Source organism: Streptomyces violaceorubidus (genome assembly GCF_000717995.1).
In the GTDB taxonomy this organism is placed as follows: domain Bacteria; phylum Actinomycetota; class Actinomycetes; order Streptomycetales; family Streptomycetaceae; genus Streptomyces; species Streptomyces violaceorubidus.
Genome location: NZ_JODM01000005.1, coordinates 177,015 through 199,172, shown reverse-complemented (window position 1 = coordinate 199,172; position 22,158 = coordinate 177,015). Strand labels below are relative to the sequence as shown.

Sequence of the window (22,158 nt, the reverse complement as noted above, 5' to 3'; positions counted from 1 at the left end):
GCCGCATGGGTGACGTACTGGCCGGATTTCATGCCACCTGGGAGTTCGAGTCCGACTCCGTGCTCATCCGCTACGAACGGGGGATCCGAACACCCAAGCTCTTCCAGGCCCTGGGGGAACGCCGGGTGCCCCTGGACGCGATCGAGGGCGTGACGCTCACGCCCGGCAGGCGCGGCACCGTGGTGCTGCGCGTCGCACCGCGCGCGGGCGCCGATCCGCTGATCGAGGCGGCGGCCGGACAGCTGAAGGAGAGCGGCGACCCCTACCGGCTGGTGCTGCCCGCCGAACGGGAGACGCTCGCGGAGTACTACGCCGACGAGCTGCGGGCGCTGCTGACCGAGTCCGGCAGGACCGAGCGCTACCTGGTGGCCCCGCCCGAGGCGCCGCTGCACTTCAAGGCGTACGACGCGAAGGCGTCCTTCGACGGGAGGGCGGTGTCCTTCCGGTGGTCCTGGACGGGGGCGTCCTCGGCGAAGTGGAAGGCCGGCGACCAGAACTTCCCGGTCGCTAACCTCGGCGGGGTGGAGTGGCGCTCCCCCGAGATGTTCGAGGGGTACCTGCGGCTGCTGCCGCGCGACGCCGACGCCTCGGCCGCCCCGGCTGTCCCCCAGGCCGACCAGGATCCGGCGGCGGTCGTGTTCGGGCTCGGGTACGGGCCGGTGCACGAGTCCCTGCCGTTCGCCGCGGCGGTGCTGGCGGCGGTGCGGGAACGGGGCGCGAGCGCCCCGGTGCCGGTATCCGTGCCGGCCCCCCGGCGGGACCCGGCGGACATCGCCGAGCGGATCCGGCACCTGGGGGAGCTGCACCAGCAGGGGCTGGTGACGGACGAGGAGTTCTCCTCGAAGAAGGCGCAGTTACTGGCGGAGCTCTAGCGTCTGCGGGCCGCCGCCGGGCGGCGCGCCCCGCCCGGGCGCCTGCTACTCCCGTCCGGCGGACGTGGGCGTCATGTCCGCGTACCGGTCCCCCGCGACCTTGTCCGCGATCGGTTCCAGCGTCGACAGCTCGTCCTCCGTCAGGACGATCCCGGTCGCCTCCGTGTTCTCCGCCACCCGCGCCGGCTTCCGGGTGCCCGGGATCGGGATCACCGGCAGGCCGTGGACCTGGGCCCGCTGCTGGACCCAGGCCAGGGCGATCTGGCCGAGGGTGGCGCCGCGGGCCTCCGCGATCGTGCGGACCGGGGTGAGGAGGGCCGCGTTGGCCGCCGCGTTGTCGCCGGTGAAGCGGGGCTGCTGACGGCGGAAGTCGTCGTCCGTGAGGTCCTGGTCGGCGTTGGCGAAGGAGCCGGTGAGGAAGCCCCGGCCGAGCGGCGAGTACGGGACGAGGGCCACGCCCAGTTCCCGGGCGGCCGGTACCACGCCCGCCTCGATGTCCCGGCTGAACAGCGACCACTCCGACTGCACGGCGGCGATCGGGTGCACCGTCCGCGCGGCCCGCAGCTCCGCGCCCGTCACCTCGCTCAGCCCGAGGTGCTTGACCTTGCCCTCGCGGACCAGGTCGGCCATGACCCCGACGGTCTCCTCGATCGGCACGTTCACGTCGCGCCGGTGCATGTAGTAGAGGTCGATCACGTCCAGGTCCAGCCGGGTGAGGCTCGCCTCGACGGCCGCGCGGATGTAGGGCGCGTCGTTGCGGATGATCCGCCGGGTCGGGTCGTCCGGCGGGATCGACAGCGCGAACTTGGTCGCGACCACGACCTCGTCGCGGTGGGCCTTGAAGAACGGCGACAGGAACCGCTCGTTCTCCCCGGCGCCGTAGGTGTCGGCCGTGTCGTAGAGCGTGACGCCCAGCTCCAGCGCCCGCTCCAGGGTCGCCCGCGAGGCGTCGGTGTCCGTGGGGCCGTAGGCGAAGCTCATGCCCATGCAGCCCAGGCCCTGGACGCCCACCTCGGGGCCGCCGCCGCCGAGCCGTACGGTCGGGATCCTGCTGTCGGTCATCGGTTCCTCTCCTCTTCACGGGTGCGTCCGGCGTCTCCGTAGAAGCTGATCTTCCGGTCGAGTACGGCGAGGGTGTCCTGGAGTTCGGCGATCCGCGTCAGCACGTCGCGGCGGGTGGCCTCCAGCAGTTCCCGGCGGTCCGGGTAGGTGCCCTCGCCCTCGCGCACCAGCTCCGCGTACCGGACCATGTCGGCGACCGGCATGCCGGTCAGGCGCAGTTTGCCGACGAAGTCGAGCCAGTCCAGGTCGCGGTTGCTGTAGCGGCGCTGCCCGGTGTGGGAGCGGTCGATGTGGGACATCAGGCCGATCCGCTCGTACCAGCGCAGCGTGTGGGCCGTCAGGCCGGTGAAGGCGACGACCTCGCTGATGGTGTAGCGGTCCTGCCCGTCGGGGCGCGGGTGGCGCCGGGGCGGGGCGGAGCAGATGTCGGTTCTCGTGGCGTTGCTGGTGGCGTTCGGACCGAGGGTCCCGGCCGTGGTCTGCATCACCGTCATGACCGCAACGCTATGACCTTGGAGTGCACTCCAAGCAAGCGTGCGCGGCGGGAAATCCACGGGACACACGGCAGGCCCTGTCGTTAGCGTACGCGGGCATGAGCCTTGTACGCCGTGCCGTGGCCGAAGACGCGCAGGAGGTGCTCCGTCTCCGACAGGTGATGATCGCCTCCGTGGACCCCGACGCCTCCACCGAGTGGCAGGCGGAGTCCCTGTCCGCGCTGCGCGGCCGACTGGCCGATCCGGACGGGAGCTTCGCGGCGTTCGTGGTCGACCACCCGGAGCGGCCGGGGGCGCTGGCGGCGCTGGTGGTGGGGACGCTGGAGTACCGGATCGGCGGGCCGGGGCGTCCGGCGAACGGACTGATCGGCTACGTCTTCAGCGTCGCCACCGACCCGGACGCCCGGCGCCGCGGGTACGCGCGGGCGTGCATGGACGAACTGCTGGAGTGGTTCCGCGAGCGCGGCGCCGGACACGTCATGCTCACGGCCTCCCCCGACGCCGAGCCCCTGTACGCGTCGATGGGCTTCACACGGGACACGACCCCCTCGATGCGGCTGCGCCTCTGAGCCGCTTAGGCTCGACGCCATGTCCTTGAACAGCCTCGCGTCGATCGAGAACTGGCCGGTCCCCACCGCGGCGGCGGGCGTCGTACGGGCGGACGGCACGGTCCTCGGCACCCACGGCCCCGCAGCGCACCGCTTCCCGCTCGCCTCGGTCACCAAGCCGCTGGCGGCCTACGCGGCGCTCGTGGCGTACGAGGAGGGCGCGATCGAGCTGGACGAGCCCGCCGGGCCGCCCGGGGCGACCGTCCGCCACCTGCTCGCGCACACCTCGGGGCTGGCCTTCGACGAGCACCGGGCGACCGCCCGGCCCGGGGACCGCCGGTTGTACTCCAACGCCGGTTTCGAGCAGCTCGGCGACCACATCGCGAAGGCGGCGGACATGCCGTTCGCCGAGTACGCGCGGCAGGCGGTGCTGGAGCCGCTGGGCATGACGTCCACCTCCCTCGACGGTTCCCCGGCGAAGGACGGTGTCTCCACGGTCGAGGACCTGCTCCGCTTCGCCGCCGAGGTGCAGGCGCCCCGCCTGCTGGACCCGCGCACGGTCGCCCAGGCGATGACGGTCGAGTACCCGGGCACGAAGGGCGTACTGCCGGGCTACGGCCACCAGAACCCCAACGACTGGGGCCTGGGCTTCGAGATCCGCGACGCCAAGTCCCCGCACTGGACCGGCGCGTCGTCCTCCCCGCGCACCTTCGGCCACTTCGGCCAGTCCGGCACGTTCCTGTGGATCGACCCGGACGCGCGCCTCGCCTGCGTCGCCCTCGCCGACCGGGCCTTCGGCCCGTGGGCGGTACAGGCGTGGCCGCCGTTCACGGACGCGGTGCTGGCCGAGGCACGCAGCGGGTCCTAGACCATCTCCCACACCAGTACCTCGGCCCGCGTCACCGCCACCGCGTCCACCCCGTCGGCGTCCGTGACGCGGGCCGCGTCGCCCGCGCCCAGTGTCTCCTCGCCCAGGCGCACATCGCCCCGCACCACGTGGACGTACACGTACGCCCCGTCCGGCACCGCCGTCCGCTCCCCCGCGCTCAGGCGCCGCACGTGCAGCATCGCGCCCGCCTCCGGGACGGCGTACGGGGTGGAGTCGGCGATGCCGCGGACGATCTCGTAGGCGGGGTCTCCGCCGGGGTCGAGCGGGGCCAGCCACATCTGGACGAAGGTCAGGGGGACGGCGGCGTCGTTGCGCTCGACGTGGCGGACGCCGCCCGCGGCGCTGAGGCGTTGCACGTCCCCGGCGCGGACCACCGTCTCGTGGCCCGCGCTGTCGCGGTGGGTCAGCTCGCCCTCCACCACCCAGGTGACGATCTCGGTGTGGCTGTGCGGGTGCTCGTCGAAGCCGGCGCCGGGCTCCAGACGCTCCTCGTTGCAGGCCAGCAGGGCCCCGAAGCGGAGGTTGTCGGGGTCGTAGTGGGGGCCGAAGGAGAAGGCGTGGCGGGAGGTGATCCCGGCTGCCGGATCACCTCCCGGGTAGCGCTCGTCGGCGCGGCGTACGTCCATCACGTCGTTCACCGTAGACCCGGCGGCACACCCGCCCGGCCCGATAAGGCAGTCTTGTCCCCGTGCCCGAACCCGAAACCGGCAAGCCCGACGCCCCCGCCCCGCCCGCCCACTCGCACACCGCGACGCTGAAGCGGCTGGAGCAGTCCTCCGGATCACTCGCCGCGCAGGCCATCGCGCGCATGGACGAGACGCTGCCGTGGTACCGGGCGATGCCACCGGAGAACCGTTCCTGGATCGGGCTGGTCGCCCAGGCGGGCATCGCCGCGTTCACCGAGTGGTTCCGCAAGCCGGACGCGCCGCAGGCCATCTCCACCGACGTCTTCGGCACCGCGCCGCGCGAGCTGACCCGGGCGATCACGCTGCGGCAGACCGTGGAGATGGTGCGGACCACCATCGAGGTGATGGAGTCCGCGATCGACGAGGTCGCCGCCCCCGGTGACGAGTCGGTGCTGCGCGAGGCGCTGCTCGTGTACGCCCGGGAGATCGCCTTCGCGACCGCCCAGGTGTACGCCCAGGCCGCCGAGGCACGCGGTGCCTGGGACGCGCGGCTGGAGTCGCTGGTGGTGAACGCCGTGCTCAGCGGCGAGGCCGACGAGGGCGCCGTGTCGCGGGCCGCCGCGCTGGGCTGGAACTCGCCCGACCATGTGTGCGTCGTGCTGGGCACCGCGCCGGACGGGGACTCCGAGCTGACCGTGGAGGCCATCCGGCGCGCCGCCCGGCACGCCAAGCTCCAGGTGCTGACCGGGGTGCTCGGGGACCGCCTGGTGGTGATCGCCGGGGGCCGCAACGACCCGCTGGCGGTGGCGAAGTCGCTGATCGGGCCGTTCGCGCAGGGCCCGGTCGTCGCCGGGCCCGTGGTGCCGGACCTGCTGGCCGCGACCCGGTCGGCGCAGGCCGCCGCGGCCGGGCTCAAGGCGTGCACCGCCTGGCAGGACGCTCCGCGCCCGGTGCTCGCCGACGACCTGCTGCCGGAGCGCGCGATCGCCTCCGACCCCTCGGCCCGTGAGCAACTGGTGGAGGAGATCTACAGACCGCTGGAGGAGGCGGGGGCCGCGCTGCTGGAGACCCTCAGCGTCTATCTCGAACAGGCGAGCAGTCTGGAGGGCGCCGCCCGGATGCTCTTCGTTCACCCGAACACCGTGCGCTACCGGCTCCGACGTGTGACTGACGTCACCGGATGGTCACCCTCTGATGTACGGTCTGCGTTCACACTGCGGATCGCGCTCATCCTGGGGCGTCTGGCCGACGGAGATCCGCAACTCTAAGCTTTTGTGCAGGGTCCACAAAACCGGCTCCTGTTCTTCGTCCCTGTCCCCACGGGCGGTCGTGGCCGTCCTCAAGAGAGAGTGTGAGAGTGCTCGTACTCGTCGCTCCCGGCCAGGGCGCCCAGACGCCCGGCTTCCTGACTGACTGGCTCGCCCTTCCCGGCGCCGCGGACCGCGTCGCCGCGTGGTCCGACGCCATCGGACTCGATCTCGCCCACTTCGGCACCAAGGCCGACGCGGACGAGATCCGAGACACGTCCGTGGCCCAGCCGCTGCTGGTCGCGGCCGGCCTCCTGTCCGCCGCGGCACTCGGTGACATGGCCGACCTCGCGCCCGGCGCGGTCGCGGGCCACAGCGTCGGCGAGATCACCGCCGCCGTCTTCGCGGGCGTCCTCGACGACACCGCCGCGCTGACCCTCGTACGCCGCCGCGGCCTGGCCATGGCCGAGGCCGCCGCGGTGACCGAGACCGGCATGGCGGCGCTGCTCGGCGGCGACCCCGAGGTGAGCACCGCGCACCTGGAGAAGCTCGGCCTGACCCCGGCGAACGTGAACGGCGCCGGTCAGATCGTGGCGGCCGGCACCATGGAGCAACTGGCCGCACTGAGCGAGGACAAGCCCGAGGGCGTCCGCAAGGTCGTCCCGCTGAAGGTGGCCGGCGCCTTCCACACCCGCCACATGGCTCCCGCGGTCGACAAGCTCGCCGAGGCCGCGAGGAAGCTGACCCCGGCCGACCCGAAGGTGACGTACGTCTCCAACAAGGACGGGCGGACCGTCGCCGCCGGCACCGAGGTGCTGGACCGGCTCGTCGGCCAGGTCGCCAACCCGGTGCGCTGGGACCTGTGCATGGAGACGTTCAAGGAGCTGGGCGTCACCGCGATCATCGAGGTGTGTCCGGGCGGCACGCTGACCGGTCTGGCCAAGCGGGCGCTGCCCGGCGTGCAGACGCTGGCCCTGAAGACCCCCGACAACCTCGACGCGGCCCGCGAGCTCGTCGCCGAGCACACCCAGGCCTGACAAGGAGCGCGAGAGCATGTCGAAGATCAAGCCCAGCAAGGGCGCCCCGTACGCGCGCATCCTCGGCGTCGGCGGATACCGTCCGACCCGGGTGGTGCCGAACGAGGTGATCCTCGAGAAGATCGACTCGTCCGACGAGTGGATCCGCTCGCGCTCCGGCATCGAGACCCGGCACTGGGCCGGCCCCGAGGAGACGGTCGCCGCGATGTCCGTGGAGGCGTCCGGCAAGGCGCTCGCGGACGCCGGGATCGACGCCTCGCGGATCGGCGCCGTGGTCGTCTCGACCGTGTCGCACTTCAGCCAGACCCCGGCCATCGCCACCGAGATCGCCGACAAGCTGGGGACGGACAAGGCGGCGGCCTTCGACATCTCGGCGGGCTGCGCGGGCTTCGGCTACGGCCTGACCCTGGCCAAGGGCATGATCGTCGAGGGTTCGGCCGAGTACGTGCTGGTCATCGGCGTGGAGCGGCTCTCCGACCTGACCGACCTGGAGGACCGGGCCACGGCCTTCCTGTTCGGCGACGGCGCCGGCGCGGTCGTGGTCGGCCCGTCCCAGGAGCCGGCGATCGGCCCGACGGTCTGGGGCTCGGAGGGCGACAAGGCCGAAACGATCAAGCAGACGGTCTCCTGGGACCGCTTCAGGAGCGGCGACGTCTCCGACCTCCCCGTCGACTCCGAGGGCAAGGTCAAGTTCCCCGCGATCACGCAGGAGGGCCAGGCGGTGTTCCGCTGGGCCGTCTTCGAGATGGCGAAGGTCGCCCAGCAGGCGCTGGACGCGGCCGGGATCAGCCCGGACGACCTGGACGTCTTCATCCCGCACCAGGCCAACGTGCGGATCATCGACTCGATGGTGAAGACGCTGAAACTGCCGGAGCACGTCACGGTCGCCCGTGACATCCGCACCACCGGCAACACCTCGGCCGCCTCGATTCCGCTCGCGATGGAGCGGCTCCTGGCGACCGGCGACGCGAAGAGCGGCGACACCGCGCTCGTCATCGGCTTCGGGGCGGGTCTCGTGTACGCCGCGACGGTCGTTACCCTCCCCTAGGCACTCCGTGCCGGATCATTCGGTCCGGAGCGGAGAGCAGCAACACCCGCCGCGACGCGGCGGGCCGCCACACCCCGGACAACAACGAAGGAGCGCCATCATGGCCGCCACTCAGGACGAGATCGTCGAAGGTCTCGCGGAGATCGTGAACGAGATCGCCGGCATCCCGGTTGAGGACGTCAAGTTGGACAAGTCCTTCACCGACGACCTGGACGTCGACTCCCTGTCCATGGTCGAGGTCGTCGTCGCCGCCGAAGAGCGCTTCGACGTCAAGATCCCGGACGAGGACGTCAAGAACCTCAAGACCGTCGGCGACGCGACGAAGTACATCCTCGACCACCAGGCCTGATCCACCGATACTCGGGCACAACCCGGGTATCGGGCAGATCAGGGCAGACTGCCCCGCCACCCGGCGGTGGCGCCGTACGAATCCGTATCCCGTTGGAGAAAGAATTCCCGTGAGCTCGACCAATCGCACCGTGGTCGTCACCGGTATCGGCGCAACCACACCGCTGGGTGGCGACGCAGCCTCGACCTGGGAGGGCCTGGTCGCCGGCAAGTCCGGAGCCAAGCCCCTGGAGCAGGACTGGGCCGCCGACCAGGCGGTCCGCATCGCCGCGCCGGCCGCCGTCGACCCCTCCGAGGTCATCCCGCGGCCGCAGGCCCGCCGCCTGGACCGCTCGGCGCAGTTCGCGCTGATCGCGGCGCGGGAGGCATGGAAGGACGCCGGTTACGTCGGCAAGGCCGGCGAGAGCCCCGCCGAGGACGGCGCGGCCCACGTCGACCCCGACCGGCTCGGCGCGGTCATCGCCTCCGGCATCGGCGGCGTGACCACCCTGCTCGACCAGTACGACGTGCTGAAGGAGAAGGGCGTCCGCCGCGTCTCCCCGCACACCGTCCCGATGCTGATGCCGAACGGCCCCTCGGCCAACGTGGGCCTGGCCGTGGGCGCCCGCGCGGGCGTGCACACGCCGGTCTCGGCCTGCGCCTCGGGCGCCGAGGCCATCGGCTACGCCATCGAGATGATCCGCACCGGCCGCGCCGACGTCGTCGTCGCGGGTGGCACGGAGGCGGCGATCCACCCGCTGCCCATCGCCGCGTTCGGCAACATGATGGCGATGTCCAAGAACAACGACGACCCGCAGGGTGCCTCGCGCCCCTTCGACACGGCGCGCGACGGCTTCGTCCTCGGCGAGGGCGCCGGCGTCCTGGTCCTGGAGTCCGCCGAGCACGCCGCCGCCCGCGGCGCCCGCGTCTACGCGGAGGCGGTCGGCCAGGGCATCTCCGCCGACAGCCACGACATCGTGCAGCCGGAGCCGGAGGGCCGCGGCATCTCCGCCGCCCTGCAGAACCTGCTGGACCGCAACGACCTGGACCCGGCCGAGATCGTGCACGTCAACGCGCACGCCACCTCGACGCCGGCCGGTGACATCGCCGAGCTGAAGGCGCTGCGCAAGGTCCTCGGCGACGACGTCGACCACATGGCGGTCTCCGCCACCAAGTCGATGACCGGCCACCTCCTCGGTGGCGCGGGCGGCGTGGAGTCCGTGGCGACCGTGCTCGCGCTGTACCACCGGGTGGCACCGCCGACCATCAACGTCGAGAACCTCGACCCGGAGGCCGAGGCCAACGCGGACATCGTCCGCGGCGAGGCCCGCAAGCTCCCGGTCGAGGGCCGTATCGCCGCGCTGAACGACTCGTTCGGCTTCGGCGGCCACAACGTGGTGCTCGCGTTCCGCTCGGTCTGAGCGACCGCCGTACGTGCGTGAAGGGCCCCCACCGACCGGTGGGGGCCCTTCACGCACGTACGCGGGACGGCGGGACGGGCGGGGCGCGTCACACCACCTGGTGCAGCCAGCGCACCGGGGCGCCCTCGCCCGCGTGGCGGAAGGGCTCCAGCTCGTCGTCCCAGGGCTTGCCGAGGAGCTTGGCGAGGTCCGACTCCAGGTCCGTCTCGCCGCGCTGGGAGCGGACCAGGGCGGCGCGCAGCCGGTCCTCCGGGATCATGATGTCGCCGTGGATGCCGGTGACGGCGTGGAAGATGCCGAGGTCCGGAGTGCAGCTGTAGCGCTCGCCCTCGGCGTTCGCGGAGGGTTCCGCGGTGACCTCGAAGCGCAGCAGCTGCCAGCCGCGCAGTGCGGAGGCGAGCTTGGAGGCGATGCCGGCCTGGCCCTGCCAGGAGAACTCCGAGCGCCAGGTGCCGGGCGCGGCGGGCTGCCGGATCCAGTCCAGGCCGACGCGGGTGCCGAGCACCCCGGCGATGGCCCACTCGACGTGCGGGCAGAGCGCGCGCGGCGCGGAGTGCACGTACAGGACTCCACGTGTCGTCACCGGAACCTCCGGGCTGAGCGGGACATCTCGGAACGGGGTGGAACGGCCGTGACCGGGCGGGCCACGTCCATGGCGAGGCTACCGTGCGCAGGGGCGAGGAGTGTGACGTACGGTCGGTCCCGCCGCCGACAAACCTCCGCCGTTCACCCGGCAGGACGCTTGTACGGGTGTGAGCCGTCGCATCGCCGCCCCGGGGAACCCTGGCGCGGTGTCATGGGTTGAGCACGGTGGAGGCACGAGACGAGGGGTGGGACCGGCATGGGCCGAGGGACGGACCGGGGGACGCGGCACGGGCGCCGCCGGGCGCGTGCCGCGCTCGCCGTCCTGACCACCGCCGTCCTGGGCGCGGGCGTGGCGGGCTGCGACGCGGCGGGCGGCGACTCCCCCGCCCCCTCCGACAGCGCGTCGAAGCGGGCGAGGACGGCTCCGGTCTGGGACACGAGCCCCGAGTCGGTGGCCGCCGTGGGCGATTCCGTCACGCGCGGTTTCGACGCCTGCGCGGTGCTGTCGGACTGCCCGGAGGTGTCGTGGGCGACCGGCGGCAGCACCGAGGTCGACTCGCTCGCCGTACGGCTGCTGGGCAGGGCGGACGCGGCCGAGCACAGCTGGAACTACGCGGTGACCGGGGCCCGGATGGCGGATCTGACCGCCCAGGTGAAGCGGGCGGCGAAGCGTGAGCCGGAGCTGGTGGCGGTGATGGCCGGGGCGAACGACGCGTGCCGGTCCACGACCTCGGCGATGACGCCGGTGGCGGACTTCCGGGCCCAGTTCGAGGAGGCGATGGCCACCCTGCGCGCGAAGCTTCCCAAGGCGCAGGTGTACGTGTCGAGCATCCCGGACCTCAAGCGGCTGTGGTCCCAGGGGCGCACCAACCCACTGGGCAAGCAGGTGTGGAAGCTCGGCATCTGTCCGTCGATGCTGGGCGACGCGGACTCCCTGGACTCGGCGGCGACCCTGCGGCGCAACACGGTGCGGGACCGCGTGGCGGACTACAACGAGGTGCTGCGGGAGGTCTGCGCGAAGGACCGGCGGTGCCGCACCGACGACGGCGCGGTGCACGCGTTCCGGTTCGGCACGGACCAGTTGAGCCACTGGGACTGGTTCCACCCGAGTGTGGACGGGCAGGCGCGGCTGGCGGAGATCGCCTACCGGGCGGTCACCGCGAAGAGTCCCTGACCCGGCCGCTGACCTGGGCGTGTCCTAGAGTTCCGCACATGAGCGAACTCTTCGGCACACTTTCCGACGGCACCCCGGTGCACCGCTGGACCCTGGAGCGGGCCGGCGTACGGGTACGGGTCCTGTCGTACGGCGGGATCGTGCAGTCGGCCGAGGTCCCGGACCGGGACGGCAACACCGCCGACGTGGTGCTGGGGTTCGCGGACCTGGACGGCTATGTGACGCACCCGGAGCCCTACTTCGGCGCGCTGGTCGGGCGGTACGCCAACCGGATCGCGGGCGGGCGTTTCCCGCTGGAGGGGCGGACGTACGCGCTGGCGCCCAACGAGGGGCCGAACACGCTGCACGGCGGCGAGCGCGGCTTCGACCGACGCGTGTGGGACGGGGCGGCGGTCGCGGGGGGCGTCCGGCTGAGCCGGGTCTCCCCGCACGGCGAGGAGGGCTTCCCGGGGCGGCTGGAGATGTCGGTGACGTACACGCTGGAGGAGTCGGGCGCGCTGCGGATCGCCTACGAGGCGGTCACGGACGCGCCGACGGTGCTGAACCCGACGAACCACAGCTACTTCAACCTGGGCGGCCGCGGGCACGCGGGCGGGCACGAACTGCGGCTGGCCGCCTCCCGGATCACGCCGGTCGACGCCGGGCTGATCCCGACCGGCGCCCTTCAGGACGTGACGGACACGCGCTTCGACTTCCGGCGGGCGCGCAAGATCGGCTCGGGCTACGACCACAACTTCGTCCTCGACAAGGGCGTGACCGCCACCGCCGAGGAGGTCGCCGAGCTGTACGACCCGGCGTCGGGACGGGTGCTCACGGTGGCGACGACCGAGCCGGGGCTCCAGCTGTACACCGCCGACCACCTGGGCGAGCCCTTCGCCCCCGGGGACGGGGTCGCGCTGGAGACGCAGCACTTCCCCGACTCCCCGAACCGGCCCGGCTTCCCGAGCACGGTGCTGCGGCCGGGCGAGGTGTTCCGCTCGGAGACGGTGTACGGCTTCTCGGTGCGCCGGTAGGTCGCCCCGGGGCCCGGGACCGAGCCCCGGCCCGGCCGTCAGGTCCCGGACCGGGGCTGTTCGCGGGGACGGCGCGCTCGCGGTCGTCCCGGGTCCGACGGTAACCGTCAGGGTGATCCGGCGGTCCGCGATCAGGCGTCCGATCAGGAGTTCGTACGAACCCTTCACAAACAGCCACGAGTCGGTCGGCCACGCGCCATGGCGCATACCCCTTCCGTCACGCGATACTTCCGCCGTTCCGGCAGCACCCCACGGCGACGGAAGGACCTGGACTCCCTTGAGACCCCTACGTGTTCGGACCGGCGTACTCGGACTGGCCCTGATGGCGTCACTGGCGGCCCCCACGACGGCGACGGCGGCGGGGGCGGCGCTCCCGGTGGGCACCGCCCCCGCACCGACCGTCGAGGAGCAGCGGCTCGACGGTCAGGTGCCCCGGGAGATCCTGCGGCGCTCCGGCTTCGCCGGGGTGGCTGAGGCGTTCGCCCGGGGGCTCGGACGCGCGGACTCCTACCCCGAGGCGCGGGCCGTCGTGGCGCGCGAGGGCGCCGCGCTGTGGCGGCGGGCGGTGGACCGGGTGCAGGGGCGCGGGCCCGCCGGCGGGGACCTCAGCCGCGACGACGACCGTCCGCTGTACTGGGCGCGGCTCGGGATGACGCGGGAACTGCGCACCTGGGAGCCCGGGTTCGGGCTGAGCGAGCGGCAGCGGTCCGCGCTGCTGACGGAACTGGAGCGCACCTCGCGCGGTCAGCGCGACCTCCGCCTGCCGGGCGCCGGGCACGGCAAGGGGGTGAAGCGGGTGCTGCTCACCGGCTTCGACCCGTTCACGCTGGACCGTGACATCCGGATATCCAACCCGTCCGGCGCCGTCGCGCTCGCCCTGGACGGCACGGTGATCGACACCCCGGACGGTCCCGCCCGGGTGGAGACGGCCGTGTTCCCGGTGCGCTGGCGGGACTTCGCCGCGGGCGCGGTGGAGCGGGCGCTGCGGCCGTATCTGCCGCGGGCCGACCTGTTCACCACCGTGAGCCAGGGCCGGGTCGGGCGGTTCGACGTGGAGCGGACCAACGGGGCCTGGCGGGGCGGCTTCCCGGACAACGACAACGTCTCGCGCACGGAGACGGTCCCGGTGGCCGACCCGGCCTCGCAGCCGCAGTGGACGACGACCACGCTGCCGTACGCGGCGATCACGGCCGCGGACACCGGCCGCTTCCCCGTGTACGACAACACGAGCGTGACGGAGATCCCGGCGGGCGGCGACGAGCCGGTCGTGCGTCCGGACGGGCCCACGCCGGGGTCGACGGCCCGGGAGGGCGGCGGCGGGAACTACCTCTCGAACGAGATCGCCTACCGCGCGACGCTGCTGCGGGACCGGCTCGGGCTGCACGGCACGCTGCCGGGCGGGCACGTGCACACGCCGGTGCTTCAGTTCGAGGCCGGGAACACCGATCCGGCGACGGGGTCGGTGACCGACCCTGAGTTCGTGCGCAACCGGCTGGACATCGTGGCGCAGACTCGGGCGATCGTGGCCGTGGCGGTCAGTGCCGCGGTCAGTGACCGGGACTGACCGCCGGGTCGGTGGGGCCGTCATCGGACTGGCTCTCGGCGCCTTCACGGATCTCCTCGCCCAGGAGTTCCCGGGCGAGGAGCGTGGCGCCGGCGACCGCGCCCGGCATCAGGAAGACGGCGACGAACGGCACCAGGAAGGACACGCCCAGCGGGGTGCCGAAGCCCCAGACCAGCATCCTGCGGGAGCGCAGCAGGGCGAGCCGTTCCCGCAGTTCGACGCCGCGGCGCTGGAGGGCGACGGCGGCCAGTTCCTCGGTGAGGAAGAAGCCGGTGACGAAGAAGCCGATCACCGGGACCACGGTCTGGCCGACGACCGGGATGAAGCCGAGCGCGAAGAGCAGCACGCCCCAGACGGCGGCGCGGACCAGGATCCGCAGGCTGTCGCGGCCGGAGACCCACAGCTCGCGCCAGAGCGGCAGGTCGGACTCGGGGGCGGTGCCGTCCGGGGAGACGTCCCGGTCGACCCGCTCGGAGAGGGCCTCGTAGAAGGGCTGGCCGACCAGCAGGGTGACCGCGGTGAAGGTGAGCACGGCCAGGAGCAGGGCGAGGGCGAACAGCACGGCGGTGAGGAAGCCGCGGAAGAGTCCGAGCCAGGGGCTCGACCAGTCGTCGGCGAAGGGGGTCGCCCAGCCGACGAAGTCCTCGCCCCACAGCGCGAGCGCGACCAGCACGGCCACGTACAGGACCAGGGTGATCAGGCCCGGGACGAGCCCGAAGCCGTAGCTCCGGCCGTGCCGGGCCACCCAGCGCTGGCCCTTCAGAAGATGGCCGAACCCCGCCCCAAGATCACGCATGGGCGGCACTCTACCGGTCGGCGCGCCGGACCGTTTCCGGTCCGGGCCACCGTCCCGGTCCGGGCCACCGTCCCGGTCCCGTCCCGTCCCGTCAGACGAGCGTCACGGTGATGTTGCCGCGGGTCGCCTTCGAGTAGGGGCAGACCTGGTGGGCCTTCTCGACCAGCGACCGCGCGGTGGCGGCGTCGACCGACGGGATCTCGGCGGAGATCTCGACGATGATGCCGAAGCCGTCGTCGTTCTTGCCGATGCCGACCTTCGCGGTGACGGTGGAGCCGGAGACGTCGGCACCCTCCTGGCGGGCGACGACGGCGAGCGCGCCCTGGAAGCAGGCGCTGTACCCGGCGGCGAACAGCTGCTCCGGGTTGGTGCCGGCGCCGTTGCCGCCCATCTCCTTGGGCGGGTTCACGACGAGGTCGAGCCTGCCGTCGTCGGTGGCCACCCGGCCGTCGCGGCCGTTCTCGGCGGTGGCGACGGCGGTGTAGAGGACTTCGGACTGCTGGATGGGCATGCGGGTGTCTTCCTCCTCGGTCCGCCGTGACTCGCGCCCACGATCACGACGGATTTCGGAAAGACGCTACCGCATGCCGGAATCTTCGGGAAGTCAGAGCTTGACGATCATCTTCCCGGTGTTGTCGCCGCGCAGGACCCCGAGGAACGCCTCCAGGTTGTTCTCGATGCCCTCGACGACCGTCTCGCGGTACTTCAGCTCACCGGTGCGGACCCAGGGGCCGACCTCCTCGACGAACTTCGGCTGGAGGTCGTAGTGGTCGCCGACCAGGAAGCCCTCGATGCGGCCGCGGGTCTGGATGAGGCGGGCGAGGTTCTTCGGGCCGGGCGCGGGCTCGGTGTTGTTGTAGACGGAGATCGCGCCGCAGATGGCGATGCGGCCGTTCAGGTTGAGGGAGCCGATGGCGGCCTCCAGGTGGTCGCCGCCCACGTTGTCGAAGTAGACGTCGACGCCGTCCGGGGCGGCGGCGCGCAGCTGCTCGCTCACCGGGCCGTTCTTGTAGTTGAAGGCGGCGTCGAAGCCGTACTCGTCGAGAAGCAGCTTGACCTTCTCGTCGGAGCCGGCCGAGCCGATCACCCGGGAGGCGCCCTTGAGCTTCGCGATCTGCCCCACCTGGCTGCCGACGGCACCCGCGGCGCCCGAGACGAAGACGGAGTCGCCCTCCTTGAAGGAGGCGGTGCGCAGCAGCCCGGCGTAGGCGGTGAGCCCCGTCATGCCGAGCACGCCCAGGTATGTCGACAGGGGCGCCGCGTCCGGGTCCACCTTGACGGCGTTCTTCGCGTCCACGGCGGCGTACTCGCGCCAGCCGAAGAAGTGCAGCACGTGGTCGCCGACGGCGATGCCCTCGGCGTGGGAGGCGACGACCTCGCCGACCGCGCCGCCCAGCATGGGCTTGCCCAGCTCGTAGGGGGCGGCGTAGGACTTGGCGGCGCTCATGCGCCCGCGCATGTAGGGGTCGACGGAGACGTACAGGTTGCGCACCAGCACCTGCCCGTCGCCCGGGGTGGGCACCTCCGCCTCGACCAGCGCGAAGTCCTCGGGCTTCGGCCAGCCGACCGGGCGGGTGACCAGGTGCCATTCGCGGTTGGCGGAGGGGAGGGCGGGGGAGTCGGCCATGGGGCACCTTTCCAGGGATGTGCTTGCCGAGAATGTTTCAGGCTCTGAAACAACCATGCGACTGAACATTTCAGCTTGTCAAACAAATGGGTACCCTGGATTCCATGGCCACACCACGCGACACCACGCGCCGACCCGACGCTCTCACCCTCGAAGTCGTCGAACTGATCGGCGAGGTCGTGGCCCGCTTCCACGCGGACTACGAGGAGGCGGCGGCGGAGCGCGCCCTGACCGGGGCGCAGGCCAAGCTGCTGAGCCTGCTGTCGCTGGAGCCGCTGCCGATGCGCAAGCTGGCCCAGAAGCTGAAGTGCGAGCCCTCGAACGTCACGGGGATCGTGGACCGGCTGGAGGCCCGGGGCCTGGTCGAACGCCGCCCCGACCCTGGCGACCGCCGGGTGAAGGTCGCGGCGGCCACGGAGGAGGGGCGCCGGGTGGCCCGGGGGCTGCGGGAGTCCCTGCGCTTCGCCCGGGAGCCGCTGGCGGGGTTGTCGGAGGCGGAGCGGGTGGCGCTGCGGGACGCGTTGCGTCTGATGGTCGGCGAGGGCTCGCCGGAGAGCTGACCGTCACCGCATGTCGAACTCGTACCGCAACTCGTAGAGGTGCCCCGCCTTCACCATGACGGTCACCTCGACCGGGCTGTCTCCGTCGCCATGGACGACTCGAAGGGTACGCAGGACGGGCGTGCCGCTGGTGAGACGCAGGGCCTGGCACTGCTCCTGGGTCGGAATCCGCGCGGAGACCCGGTCCACGCTACGGCGCGCGGGGTGACCCAGTTCCGCCAGCAGCGCGGGCGCGCCGCCTCTGATCCGGCGTCGCTCCATGAGTGCCGTGTCCCGGGCGATGCCCAGCGGGTAGTAGCAGTCGACAAGTTCTGCGGGTTCGCCGTCGATCAGGAGAATCTGACTGCGCAGCAGTGCCGTGCCATCCACCGGGAGGCCGAAGGCGGCACGGACGTCGGCAGGCGGTTGGGCCTCCGCGACCTCACGGAGGACGCTGCGGGCGCGGGTGCCGTGCTTGGCGGCCTCCGTGAGCCAGCGGTCCACTGTCGTGAGCGCGGCCGGTGAGACCGTGCGCTGCCGGTGCTCGCGGACGGTGACGGAGGCTCCCGCCCTGCCCACCACGAGGCCCTCCTCTTTGAGGAGGTGCAACGCCTTCTGCACCGTGGCGTTCGATGCGTCGAACCGCTCCTTGAGCCGCGCCGTGGAGGGGAGGCTGGCGCCGGGTGCCAGTTCGCCACCCATGATGTCGTCACGCAGGTCGGCGGCGATGCGCTCATGGAGGGAGCGACGGTCGACGCCTTCCGTTTCCGCCTGGGGCACGGTCATCCGATCTCGATCTCGTAGCGCAGCCTCTGCCGCAGGGCAGGCATCACCATACGATCCACCTGGATCGGGCGGTTCTCCCGGTCGAGCGTCACGCGAGTGAGCCGCAGCACCGGCTCCTCGGGGGCGGTCTCCAGGGTTCGGCGCTCTTCCTGGTCCGGCATCGTGGCCGTCACGTCCTCGCGCACCAGGACGCCGATGTGACCGAGTTCGGCGAGCAAGGTGACGGCACCACCGCGGATCTTGGCGGCGCGCGCCAGGGCGGTGCCTTGGGCGACGGCCAGCGGGTAGTACGTGTCGGTCAGCTCGTTCGGCAACTCGTCGAGGAGGATCAGGCGCCGACGCACGACGACCGGTCTTCCGTCAGCGATGCCGAGCAGTTTCGCCACCTCGGCGGGCGCGGGCACCTCGCCGGCATGGAGGATGCGCTGGGTTCCCCGGCGGCCCTGCGCCTCCGCCTCCGCGCCCCATGCGTCGCCGTTGCCCTTCTTCTGTGGCGCCAGATACGGAAGGGACGTGCTGACCCAGTTGCTCGCACTCATGAAGCCCTCCTCGCGGCCGACACGTACGCCCATCGGGGGCCAACGTTAGGCGACTTCGTCCGCGTGTCCCTCACCATCCTGCCACCTCTCTGCATTTCGCGAAAAGCGATAAGGTTGTCACTGGTCGGACGCCCCAACTCCGTGAGGTGGCCCCTCGTGTCCTTGTCGCGACACCGCCGTTTCCCACGCTCGCGCGTCTCGGTGCGCGACGCCCGCGCCTTCGTCCGTCAGGTTCTGACGGGCTGGGGTCGCACCGATCGACTGGACGACATAACGCTCTGCGTCTCGGAGTTGGCCACCAACGCGCTCCTCCACGGAGCGCCGCCCGGCCGGGAGTACGCGTGAGTCTCACGCTCGACGGCTCGGTGATCCGCCTTTCGGTGCGGGACAGCGGCGACCGGCAACTCGACGTCGACGTCCGGGAGGCCTGCCCGGAGGCTTGTTCCGGACGCGGTTTGCACCTGGTCCGGGAGATCGCCGACGACATGGGGGTCGCACAGAAGTCGTAGGGAAAAGCGTCTGGGCGGCTTTCAAGAGCGTGTCCCCGAACGAACGCGCCGACGACCGAACCTGGCTATGACGGTCGACGAGCACGACCGCGTGGTGAAGAAGCCGGTCACGGCCACGAAGGATCTCCGGTTCCTCGACCTCTCGGAAACGGAACGGCTGCCGGACGGACGTCCGCGTCGCGGCGGGTCCGTCGTCTCGGCGCCCAGCGAGTGGCGCTGCACCGGGAAGAGCAGCCTTGTCGGCTCCCCGCACATGGCCCCGATGCCCGGCTCCGGCAGCTTGGACTGCGGCGAAGACCGAGACGCGCGACTCCTACGTGCACCACCACAGGAAGCGGTCGCAGGTTTCCGTCGGGGTCGGGGCCGGGGATTCCGGCGGGGTGGGGGTCGTCGTCGGGGGTGGGTCGTCGCTGGTCTCGGGGGACGAGGGTTCCGGGTCTGCGGGGTCGGCCGGGTCCGAGGGCTGGGGGCGGGAGGCCGACGGTGGGGCGGAGTCGGTCGCCGTCCTGGACTCCGTCGCCCCCGGTGAGGACGAAGGGGACGCCGACGCCGTTGTCGACGCCGAGGCGTCGGGGGACGGTGTGCCCGAGGGTGCGGTCCTGCCCGAGGCGCGGTCGGCCGGGGACGCCGACGCCTCCCCCACCTCGCGGGTCGCCTCGCCGTCCGTCGTCTCGCCGGCCGCCGCGGCCGGCTGCTCCGGGGAGTGCGGGGCGTCCATGCCGAGTTCGGCGAGGCTCAGCCCCCCGGCCGCCAGGACGAAGCCCGCGGTGACGAGCAGGGTCCGGCGGCGGCGCCTGCGGTGGGCGGCGGCCTTGCGGTCGCGGCGGCTGGAGCGGGCGCCGGGAGCGGCGTCGTCCGCGTCCTCGTCGGGGGTCTCGTCGACCGCCGCCGCCCCGTCCGCCGGCCGGGTCCGGGCTTCCTCACCCGCCGTCAGACGCTCGTCCGTCGCGGGGAGTTCGTTGCAGGGCGTGCCGCAGCCCGGGCAGGCGAGGGCGCCGTTGAGGTGCCGTCGGCACGGGTGGCAGTAGTCCATGACGCGGGAAGGTTAAGTTCCGGGAAGGGCGCGTTCCTAGAGGCCACTGTGAAAGTTGTGTGGGGAAGCGCGCGAGGGCTCCTCTTGCCCGCCCGGGAAACTGCCGAAACCGTTATGTGTCCGACCCATTGACACTCCTGGCACCCCGTCCTTACTGTCACGCCAGCATTTCGAACGTGTGACGAAATATCGAACAGAGCGAAGGGCAGCCGCCGTGCGCATCACCGGAATCAGCACACACGTGGTCGGGACGCCGTGGCGCAACCTGACCTACGTCCAGGTGCACACCGACGAGGGCATCACCGGAGTCGGCGAGACCCGGATGCTGGGCCACACCGACGCGCTCCTCGGTTACCTGAAGGAGGCCGAGGCCAACCACATTCTCGGCTCCGACCCGTTCGCTGTCGAGGACCTGGTCCGCCGCATGAAGTACGGCGACTACGGCCGCGCGGGCGAGATCGTGATGTCCGGCATCGCCGTCGTCGAGATGGCCTGCTGGGACATCAAGGGCAAGGCCCTCGGCGTCCCCGTGTGGCAGCTGCTGGGCGGGAAGGTCACCGACAAGGTCAAGGCCTACGCCAACGGGTGGTACACCACCGAGCGGACGCCGGAGGCGTACCACAAGGCCGCGCAGGGGGTCATGGAGCGCGGGTACCGGGCGCTGAAGATCGACCCGTTCGGCACCGGGCACTTCGAGCTGGACCAGCAGCAGACGAACTACGCGGTGTCGCTGATCGAGGCCGTGCGGGACGCCATCGGGCCGGACGCCGAGCTGATGCTGGAGATGCACGGCCGGTTCTCGCCCTCCACCGCCGTCCGGCTCGCGCGCGAACTCGCGCCGTTCAAGCCGGCCTGGCTGGAGGAGCCGGTCCCGCCGGAGAACCTCAAGGCGTTGCGGAAGGTCGCCGAGAAGGTCGACATCCCGGTCGCCACCGGTGAGCGCATCCACGACCGGATCGAGTTCCGCGAGCTGTTCGAGGACCAGTCGGTGGACGTCATCCAGCCCGACGTCGGCCACATCGGCGGCATCTGGGAGACCCGGAAGCTGGCCGCGACCGCCGAGACGCACTACACACTGGTCGCCCCGCACAACGTGGGCGGTTCCGTGCTCACCGCCGCGAGCCTCCAGGTCGGGTTCACCTCCCCGAACTTCAAGATCCTCGAGCACTTCAACGACTTCGCGGACGCGGAGATCAAGAAGGTCGTCAAGGGCGCCCCGCAGGTGGACCCGGAGGACGGGTGCTTCCACCTCTCCGACGCGCCCGGTCTCGGGGTCGAGCTGGACACCGACGCGGCGGCCGAGTTCCCCCAGCAGCAGGCGCGGTTCGACCTGTGGGCCGAGGGCTGGGAGCAGCGCAAGCCCAAGGGGACCGGGGCATGAGCGGCGCGGTCGTCGTCGAGGCGCCGGGGGTGCACCGGCTGGCGCCGCACGAGCCGCGCGAGCCTGGGCCCGGCGAGGCGCTGGTGCGGGTGCACGCGGCCGGGATCTGCGGCAGCGACCGGGAGGTCTACCAGGGCAACCGGCCCGAGGGGTACGTGCGTTACCCGCTCACCCCGGGACACGAGTGGTCCGGGACCGTGGAGCGGGTCGGCGCCGGGGTGCCGGGCTCGCTCGTCGGCCGGAAGGTCGTGGGCGAGGGCTTCCGCAACTGCCAGGTGTGCGACCGCTGCCACGCGGGCGAGACGACGCTGTGCACGGCCGGGTACGAGGAGACCGGGTTCACCCGGCCGGGCGCCATGGCGCCGACGCTGACGCTGCCCGCCCGGCTGCTGCACGTCCTGCCCGGGGACGCCGACCTCACCGCCGCGGCCCTGCTGGAGCCCGCGGCCTGCATCGCCGCCGCCGCGCTGAAGGCGAACGCCCGGCCGGGCGAGCGGGTCGCCGTGGTCGGCACGGGCACGCTCGGCATGTTCGCCGTGCAGTTCCTGCGCGCCGCCTCCCCGGCCGAGCTGCTGGTCGTCGGTACGCGCGGCGACCGGGAGGCGCTGTCGCGGCAGTTCGGCGCGACCGACTTCCGCACCAAGGACCGGTCGCTGCCGGACGACTTCGACGTCGTGATCGAGACCGCCGGGTCCGCGGACGCCGCCCGCACGGCCGCCGCGCTGCTGCGCCGGGGCGGGCGGCTGGTGCTGACCGGCATCCCGGCGCCGGGCGCCGACGGGCTCGACCCGACCGACCTGGTCGTACGGCAGCTGGAGGTGCACACCGTCTTCGGGGCGCCGCCGGACGCCTGGGCGCACACGGTGCGGGTCTTCGCGGCCGGCCTGCTCGATCCGCGGCCACTGGTGACGCACGAACTGCCGCTCGCCGACTTCTCGCAGGCCATCGAGCTGGTGGGGTCCGGCGATCCGAAGGTCGGCAAGGTGCTGCTGCGCCCGGACGCCCACCCCTGAGCGGTACGCCGGTACGGGGGCGACCTGA

At 72.3% G+C, this 22,158-nt stretch carries 25 protein-coding genes; 15 read left to right on the top strand and 10 right to left on the bottom strand.

The genetic code is table 11. The features are described 5' to 3' along the window. Positions 1-5 precede the first annotated feature (5 nt). Entirely contained in the window at positions 6-872 is an 867-nt protein-coding gene (locus tag IE94_RS0110080; protein ID WP_030181287.1) for a DUF4429 domain-containing protein, read from the top strand. A gap of 45 nt (positions 873-917) precedes the next feature. On the opposite strand, the gene IE94_RS0110075 is transcribed toward IE94_RS0110080, so the two are convergent. Both IE94_RS0110075 and IE94_RS0110070 read right to left on the bottom strand, forming a co-directional pair. After that, a complete protein-coding gene (locus tag IE94_RS0110075; protein WP_030181285.1) occupies positions 918-1,934 on the bottom strand; it encodes an aldo/keto reductase in 1,017 nt (338 codons plus the stop codon). Beyond that, on the bottom strand, positions 1,931-2,428 hold the full coding sequence (locus tag IE94_RS0110070) for a MerR family transcriptional regulator (protein ID WP_030181284.1): 498 nt from the start codon (positions 2,426-2,428) through the stop codon (positions 1,931-1,933). Before IE94_RS0110070 ends, IE94_RS0110075 begins: the two co-directional genes overlap by 4 nt. 98 nt (positions 2,429-2,526) lie before the next feature. On the opposite strand from IE94_RS0110070, the gene IE94_RS0110065 reads away from it, so the two are divergent. Together IE94_RS0110065 and IE94_RS0110060 are read left to right on the top strand one after the other, a co-directional pair. Next, positions 2,527-2,997 (top strand): GNAT family N-acetyltransferase, encoded by a 471-nt coding sequence (locus IE94_RS0110065; RefSeq protein ID WP_030181282.1) that lies wholly within the window; start codon positions 2,527-2,529, stop codon positions 2,995-2,997. A gap of 19 nt (positions 2,998-3,016) precedes the next feature. Next, positions 3,017-3,844, top strand: coding sequence for a serine hydrolase domain-containing protein (locus IE94_RS0110060; RefSeq protein WP_030181279.1), 828 nt, complete (start codon positions 3,017-3,019; stop codon positions 3,842-3,844). Here the strand turns inward: IE94_RS0110060 and IE94_RS0110055 are convergent. After that, a complete protein-coding gene (locus tag IE94_RS0110055) occupies positions 3,841-4,491 on the bottom strand; it encodes a pirin family protein (protein WP_030181278.1) in 651 nt (216 codons plus the stop codon). The two genes, IE94_RS0110060 and IE94_RS0110055, sit on opposite strands and share 4 nt — an antisense overlap. Positions 4,492-4,553: 62 nt before the next feature. Between IE94_RS0110055 and fasR the strand changes: the two genes are divergently transcribed. The 5 genes from fasR (at position 4,554) to IE94_RS0110030 (ending at position 9,571) form a co-directional block, all read left to right on the top strand. Next, a complete protein-coding gene (fasR, locus tag IE94_RS0110050) occupies positions 4,554-5,759 on the top strand; it encodes a fatty acid biosynthesis transcriptional regulator FasR (protein WP_030181276.1) in 1,206 nt (401 codons plus the stop codon). A gap of 89 nt (positions 5,760-5,848) precedes the next feature. Beyond that, entirely contained in the window at positions 5,849-6,775 is a 927-nt protein-coding gene (locus IE94_RS0110045) for an ACP S-malonyltransferase (RefSeq protein WP_030181274.1), read from the top strand. A 16-nt stretch (positions 6,776-6,791) separates the two neighbouring features. Next, positions 6,792-7,823, top strand: coding sequence for a ketoacyl-ACP synthase III (locus IE94_RS0110040; protein ID WP_030181271.1), 1,032 nt, complete (start codon positions 6,792-6,794; stop codon positions 7,821-7,823). Positions 7,824-7,923: 100 nt separating this feature from the next. Continuing rightward, positions 7,924-8,172 carry an acyl carrier protein gene (locus IE94_RS0110035; protein WP_030181270.1) on the top strand — a complete coding sequence of 83 codons (249 nt, stop codon included), beginning with the start codon at positions 7,924-7,926 and terminating at the stop codon, positions 8,170-8,172. 109 nt (positions 8,173-8,281) lie between these two features. Then, complete coding sequence (locus tag IE94_RS0110030; RefSeq protein WP_030181268.1) at positions 8,282-9,571, top strand: beta-ketoacyl-[acyl-carrier-protein] synthase family protein; 1,290 nt, start codon at positions 8,282-8,284, stop codon at positions 9,569-9,571. 88 nt (positions 9,572-9,659) lie between these two features. Here the strand turns inward: IE94_RS0110030 and IE94_RS0110025 are convergent, their stop codons facing one another. Further along, positions 9,660-10,154, bottom strand: a complete 495-nt coding sequence (locus IE94_RS0110025) for a DUF3145 domain-containing protein (protein WP_030181266.1) — start codon at positions 10,152-10,154, stop codon at positions 9,660-9,662. Positions 10,155-10,412: 258 nt separating this feature from the next. On the opposite strand from IE94_RS0110025, the gene IE94_RS0110020 reads away from it, so the two are divergent. The 3 genes from IE94_RS0110020 to IE94_RS0110010 all read left to right on the top strand — a co-directional run bounded on the left by IE94_RS0110020 (position 10,413) and on the right by IE94_RS0110010 (position 13,907). After that, entirely contained in the window at positions 10,413-11,330 is a 918-nt protein-coding gene (locus IE94_RS0110020; RefSeq protein WP_030181265.1) for an SGNH/GDSL hydrolase family protein, read from the top strand. Positions 11,331-11,368: 38 nt separating this feature from the next. Continuing rightward, the gene (locus IE94_RS0110015; protein ID WP_030181261.1) at positions 11,369-12,343 is read left to right on the top strand and encodes an aldose epimerase family protein; all 975 of its coding nucleotides are present in this window, start codon (positions 11,369-11,371) and stop codon (positions 12,341-12,343) included. 322 nt (positions 12,344-12,665) lie between these two features. Continuing rightward, positions 12,666-13,907, top strand: coding sequence for a pyroglutamyl-peptidase I (locus tag IE94_RS0110010; protein ID WP_037922228.1), 1,242 nt, complete (start codon positions 12,666-12,668; stop codon positions 13,905-13,907). Here IE94_RS0110010 and IE94_RS0110005 read toward each other — a convergent pair. From IE94_RS0110005 to IE94_RS0109995, 3 genes are all read right to left on the bottom strand, one after another. Continuing rightward, the gene (locus IE94_RS0110005) at positions 13,891-14,703 is read right to left on the bottom strand and encodes an EI24 domain-containing protein (RefSeq protein ID WP_030181257.1); all 813 of its coding nucleotides are present in this window, start codon (positions 14,701-14,703) and stop codon (positions 13,891-13,893) included. The two genes, IE94_RS0110010 and IE94_RS0110005, sit on opposite strands and share 17 nt — an antisense overlap. Before the next feature lie 91 nt (positions 14,704-14,794). Beyond that, complete coding sequence (locus tag IE94_RS0110000) at positions 14,795-15,214, bottom strand: organic hydroperoxide resistance protein (RefSeq protein ID WP_030181255.1); 420 nt, start codon at positions 15,212-15,214, stop codon at positions 14,795-14,797. Between the two features lie 93 nt (positions 15,215-15,307). After that, positions 15,308-16,330, bottom strand: coding sequence for an NADP-dependent oxidoreductase (locus IE94_RS0109995; protein WP_030181254.1), 1,023 nt, complete (start codon positions 16,328-16,330; stop codon positions 15,308-15,310). Positions 16,331-16,434: 104 nt separating this feature from the next. Here IE94_RS0109995 and IE94_RS0109990 point away from each other — a divergent pair, with 104 nt between their 5' ends. After that, positions 16,435-16,890, top strand: coding sequence for a MarR family winged helix-turn-helix transcriptional regulator (locus IE94_RS0109990; protein WP_030181251.1), 456 nt, complete (start codon positions 16,435-16,437; stop codon positions 16,888-16,890). A 3-nt stretch (positions 16,891-16,893) separates the two neighbouring features. Here the strand turns inward: IE94_RS0109990 and IE94_RS0109985 are convergent, their stop codons facing one another. Both IE94_RS0109985 and IE94_RS0109980 read right to left on the bottom strand, forming a co-directional pair. Further along, entirely contained in the window at positions 16,894-17,655 is a 762-nt protein-coding gene (locus IE94_RS0109985) for a GntR family transcriptional regulator (RefSeq protein ID WP_030181248.1), read from the bottom strand. Next, entirely contained in the window at positions 17,652-18,194 is a 543-nt protein-coding gene (locus IE94_RS0109980; RefSeq protein WP_030181245.1) for a GntR family transcriptional regulator, read from the bottom strand. The genes IE94_RS0109985 and IE94_RS0109980 overlap by 4 nt, the downstream gene beginning before the upstream one ends. Before the next feature lie 341 nt (positions 18,195-18,535). Between IE94_RS0109980 and IE94_RS41710 the strand changes: the two genes are divergently transcribed. Then, positions 18,536-18,703 (top strand): hypothetical protein, encoded by a 168-nt coding sequence (locus tag IE94_RS41710; protein WP_342450751.1) that lies wholly within the window; start codon positions 18,536-18,538, stop codon positions 18,701-18,703. Positions 18,704-19,016: 313 nt separating this feature from the next. Here the strand turns inward: IE94_RS41710 and IE94_RS39055 are convergent, their stop codons facing one another. Beyond that, complete coding sequence (locus IE94_RS39055; protein WP_030181243.1) at positions 19,017-19,736, bottom strand: SCO2400 family protein; 720 nt, start codon at positions 19,734-19,736, stop codon at positions 19,017-19,019. A gap of 214 nt (positions 19,737-19,950) precedes the next feature. On the opposite strand from IE94_RS39055, the gene IE94_RS0109965 reads away from it, so the two are divergent. Together IE94_RS0109965 and IE94_RS0109960 are read left to right on the top strand one after the other, a co-directional pair. Then, complete coding sequence (locus tag IE94_RS0109965) at positions 19,951-21,117, top strand: mandelate racemase/muconate lactonizing enzyme family protein (RefSeq protein ID WP_030181240.1); 1,167 nt, start codon at positions 19,951-19,953, stop codon at positions 21,115-21,117. After that, positions 21,114-22,130, top strand: a complete 1,017-nt coding sequence (locus tag IE94_RS0109960; protein ID WP_030181237.1) for a zinc-dependent alcohol dehydrogenase — start codon at positions 21,114-21,116, stop codon at positions 22,128-22,130. The genes IE94_RS0109965 and IE94_RS0109960 overlap by 4 nt, the downstream gene beginning before the upstream one ends. Positions 22,131-22,158 lie beyond the last annotated feature (28 nt).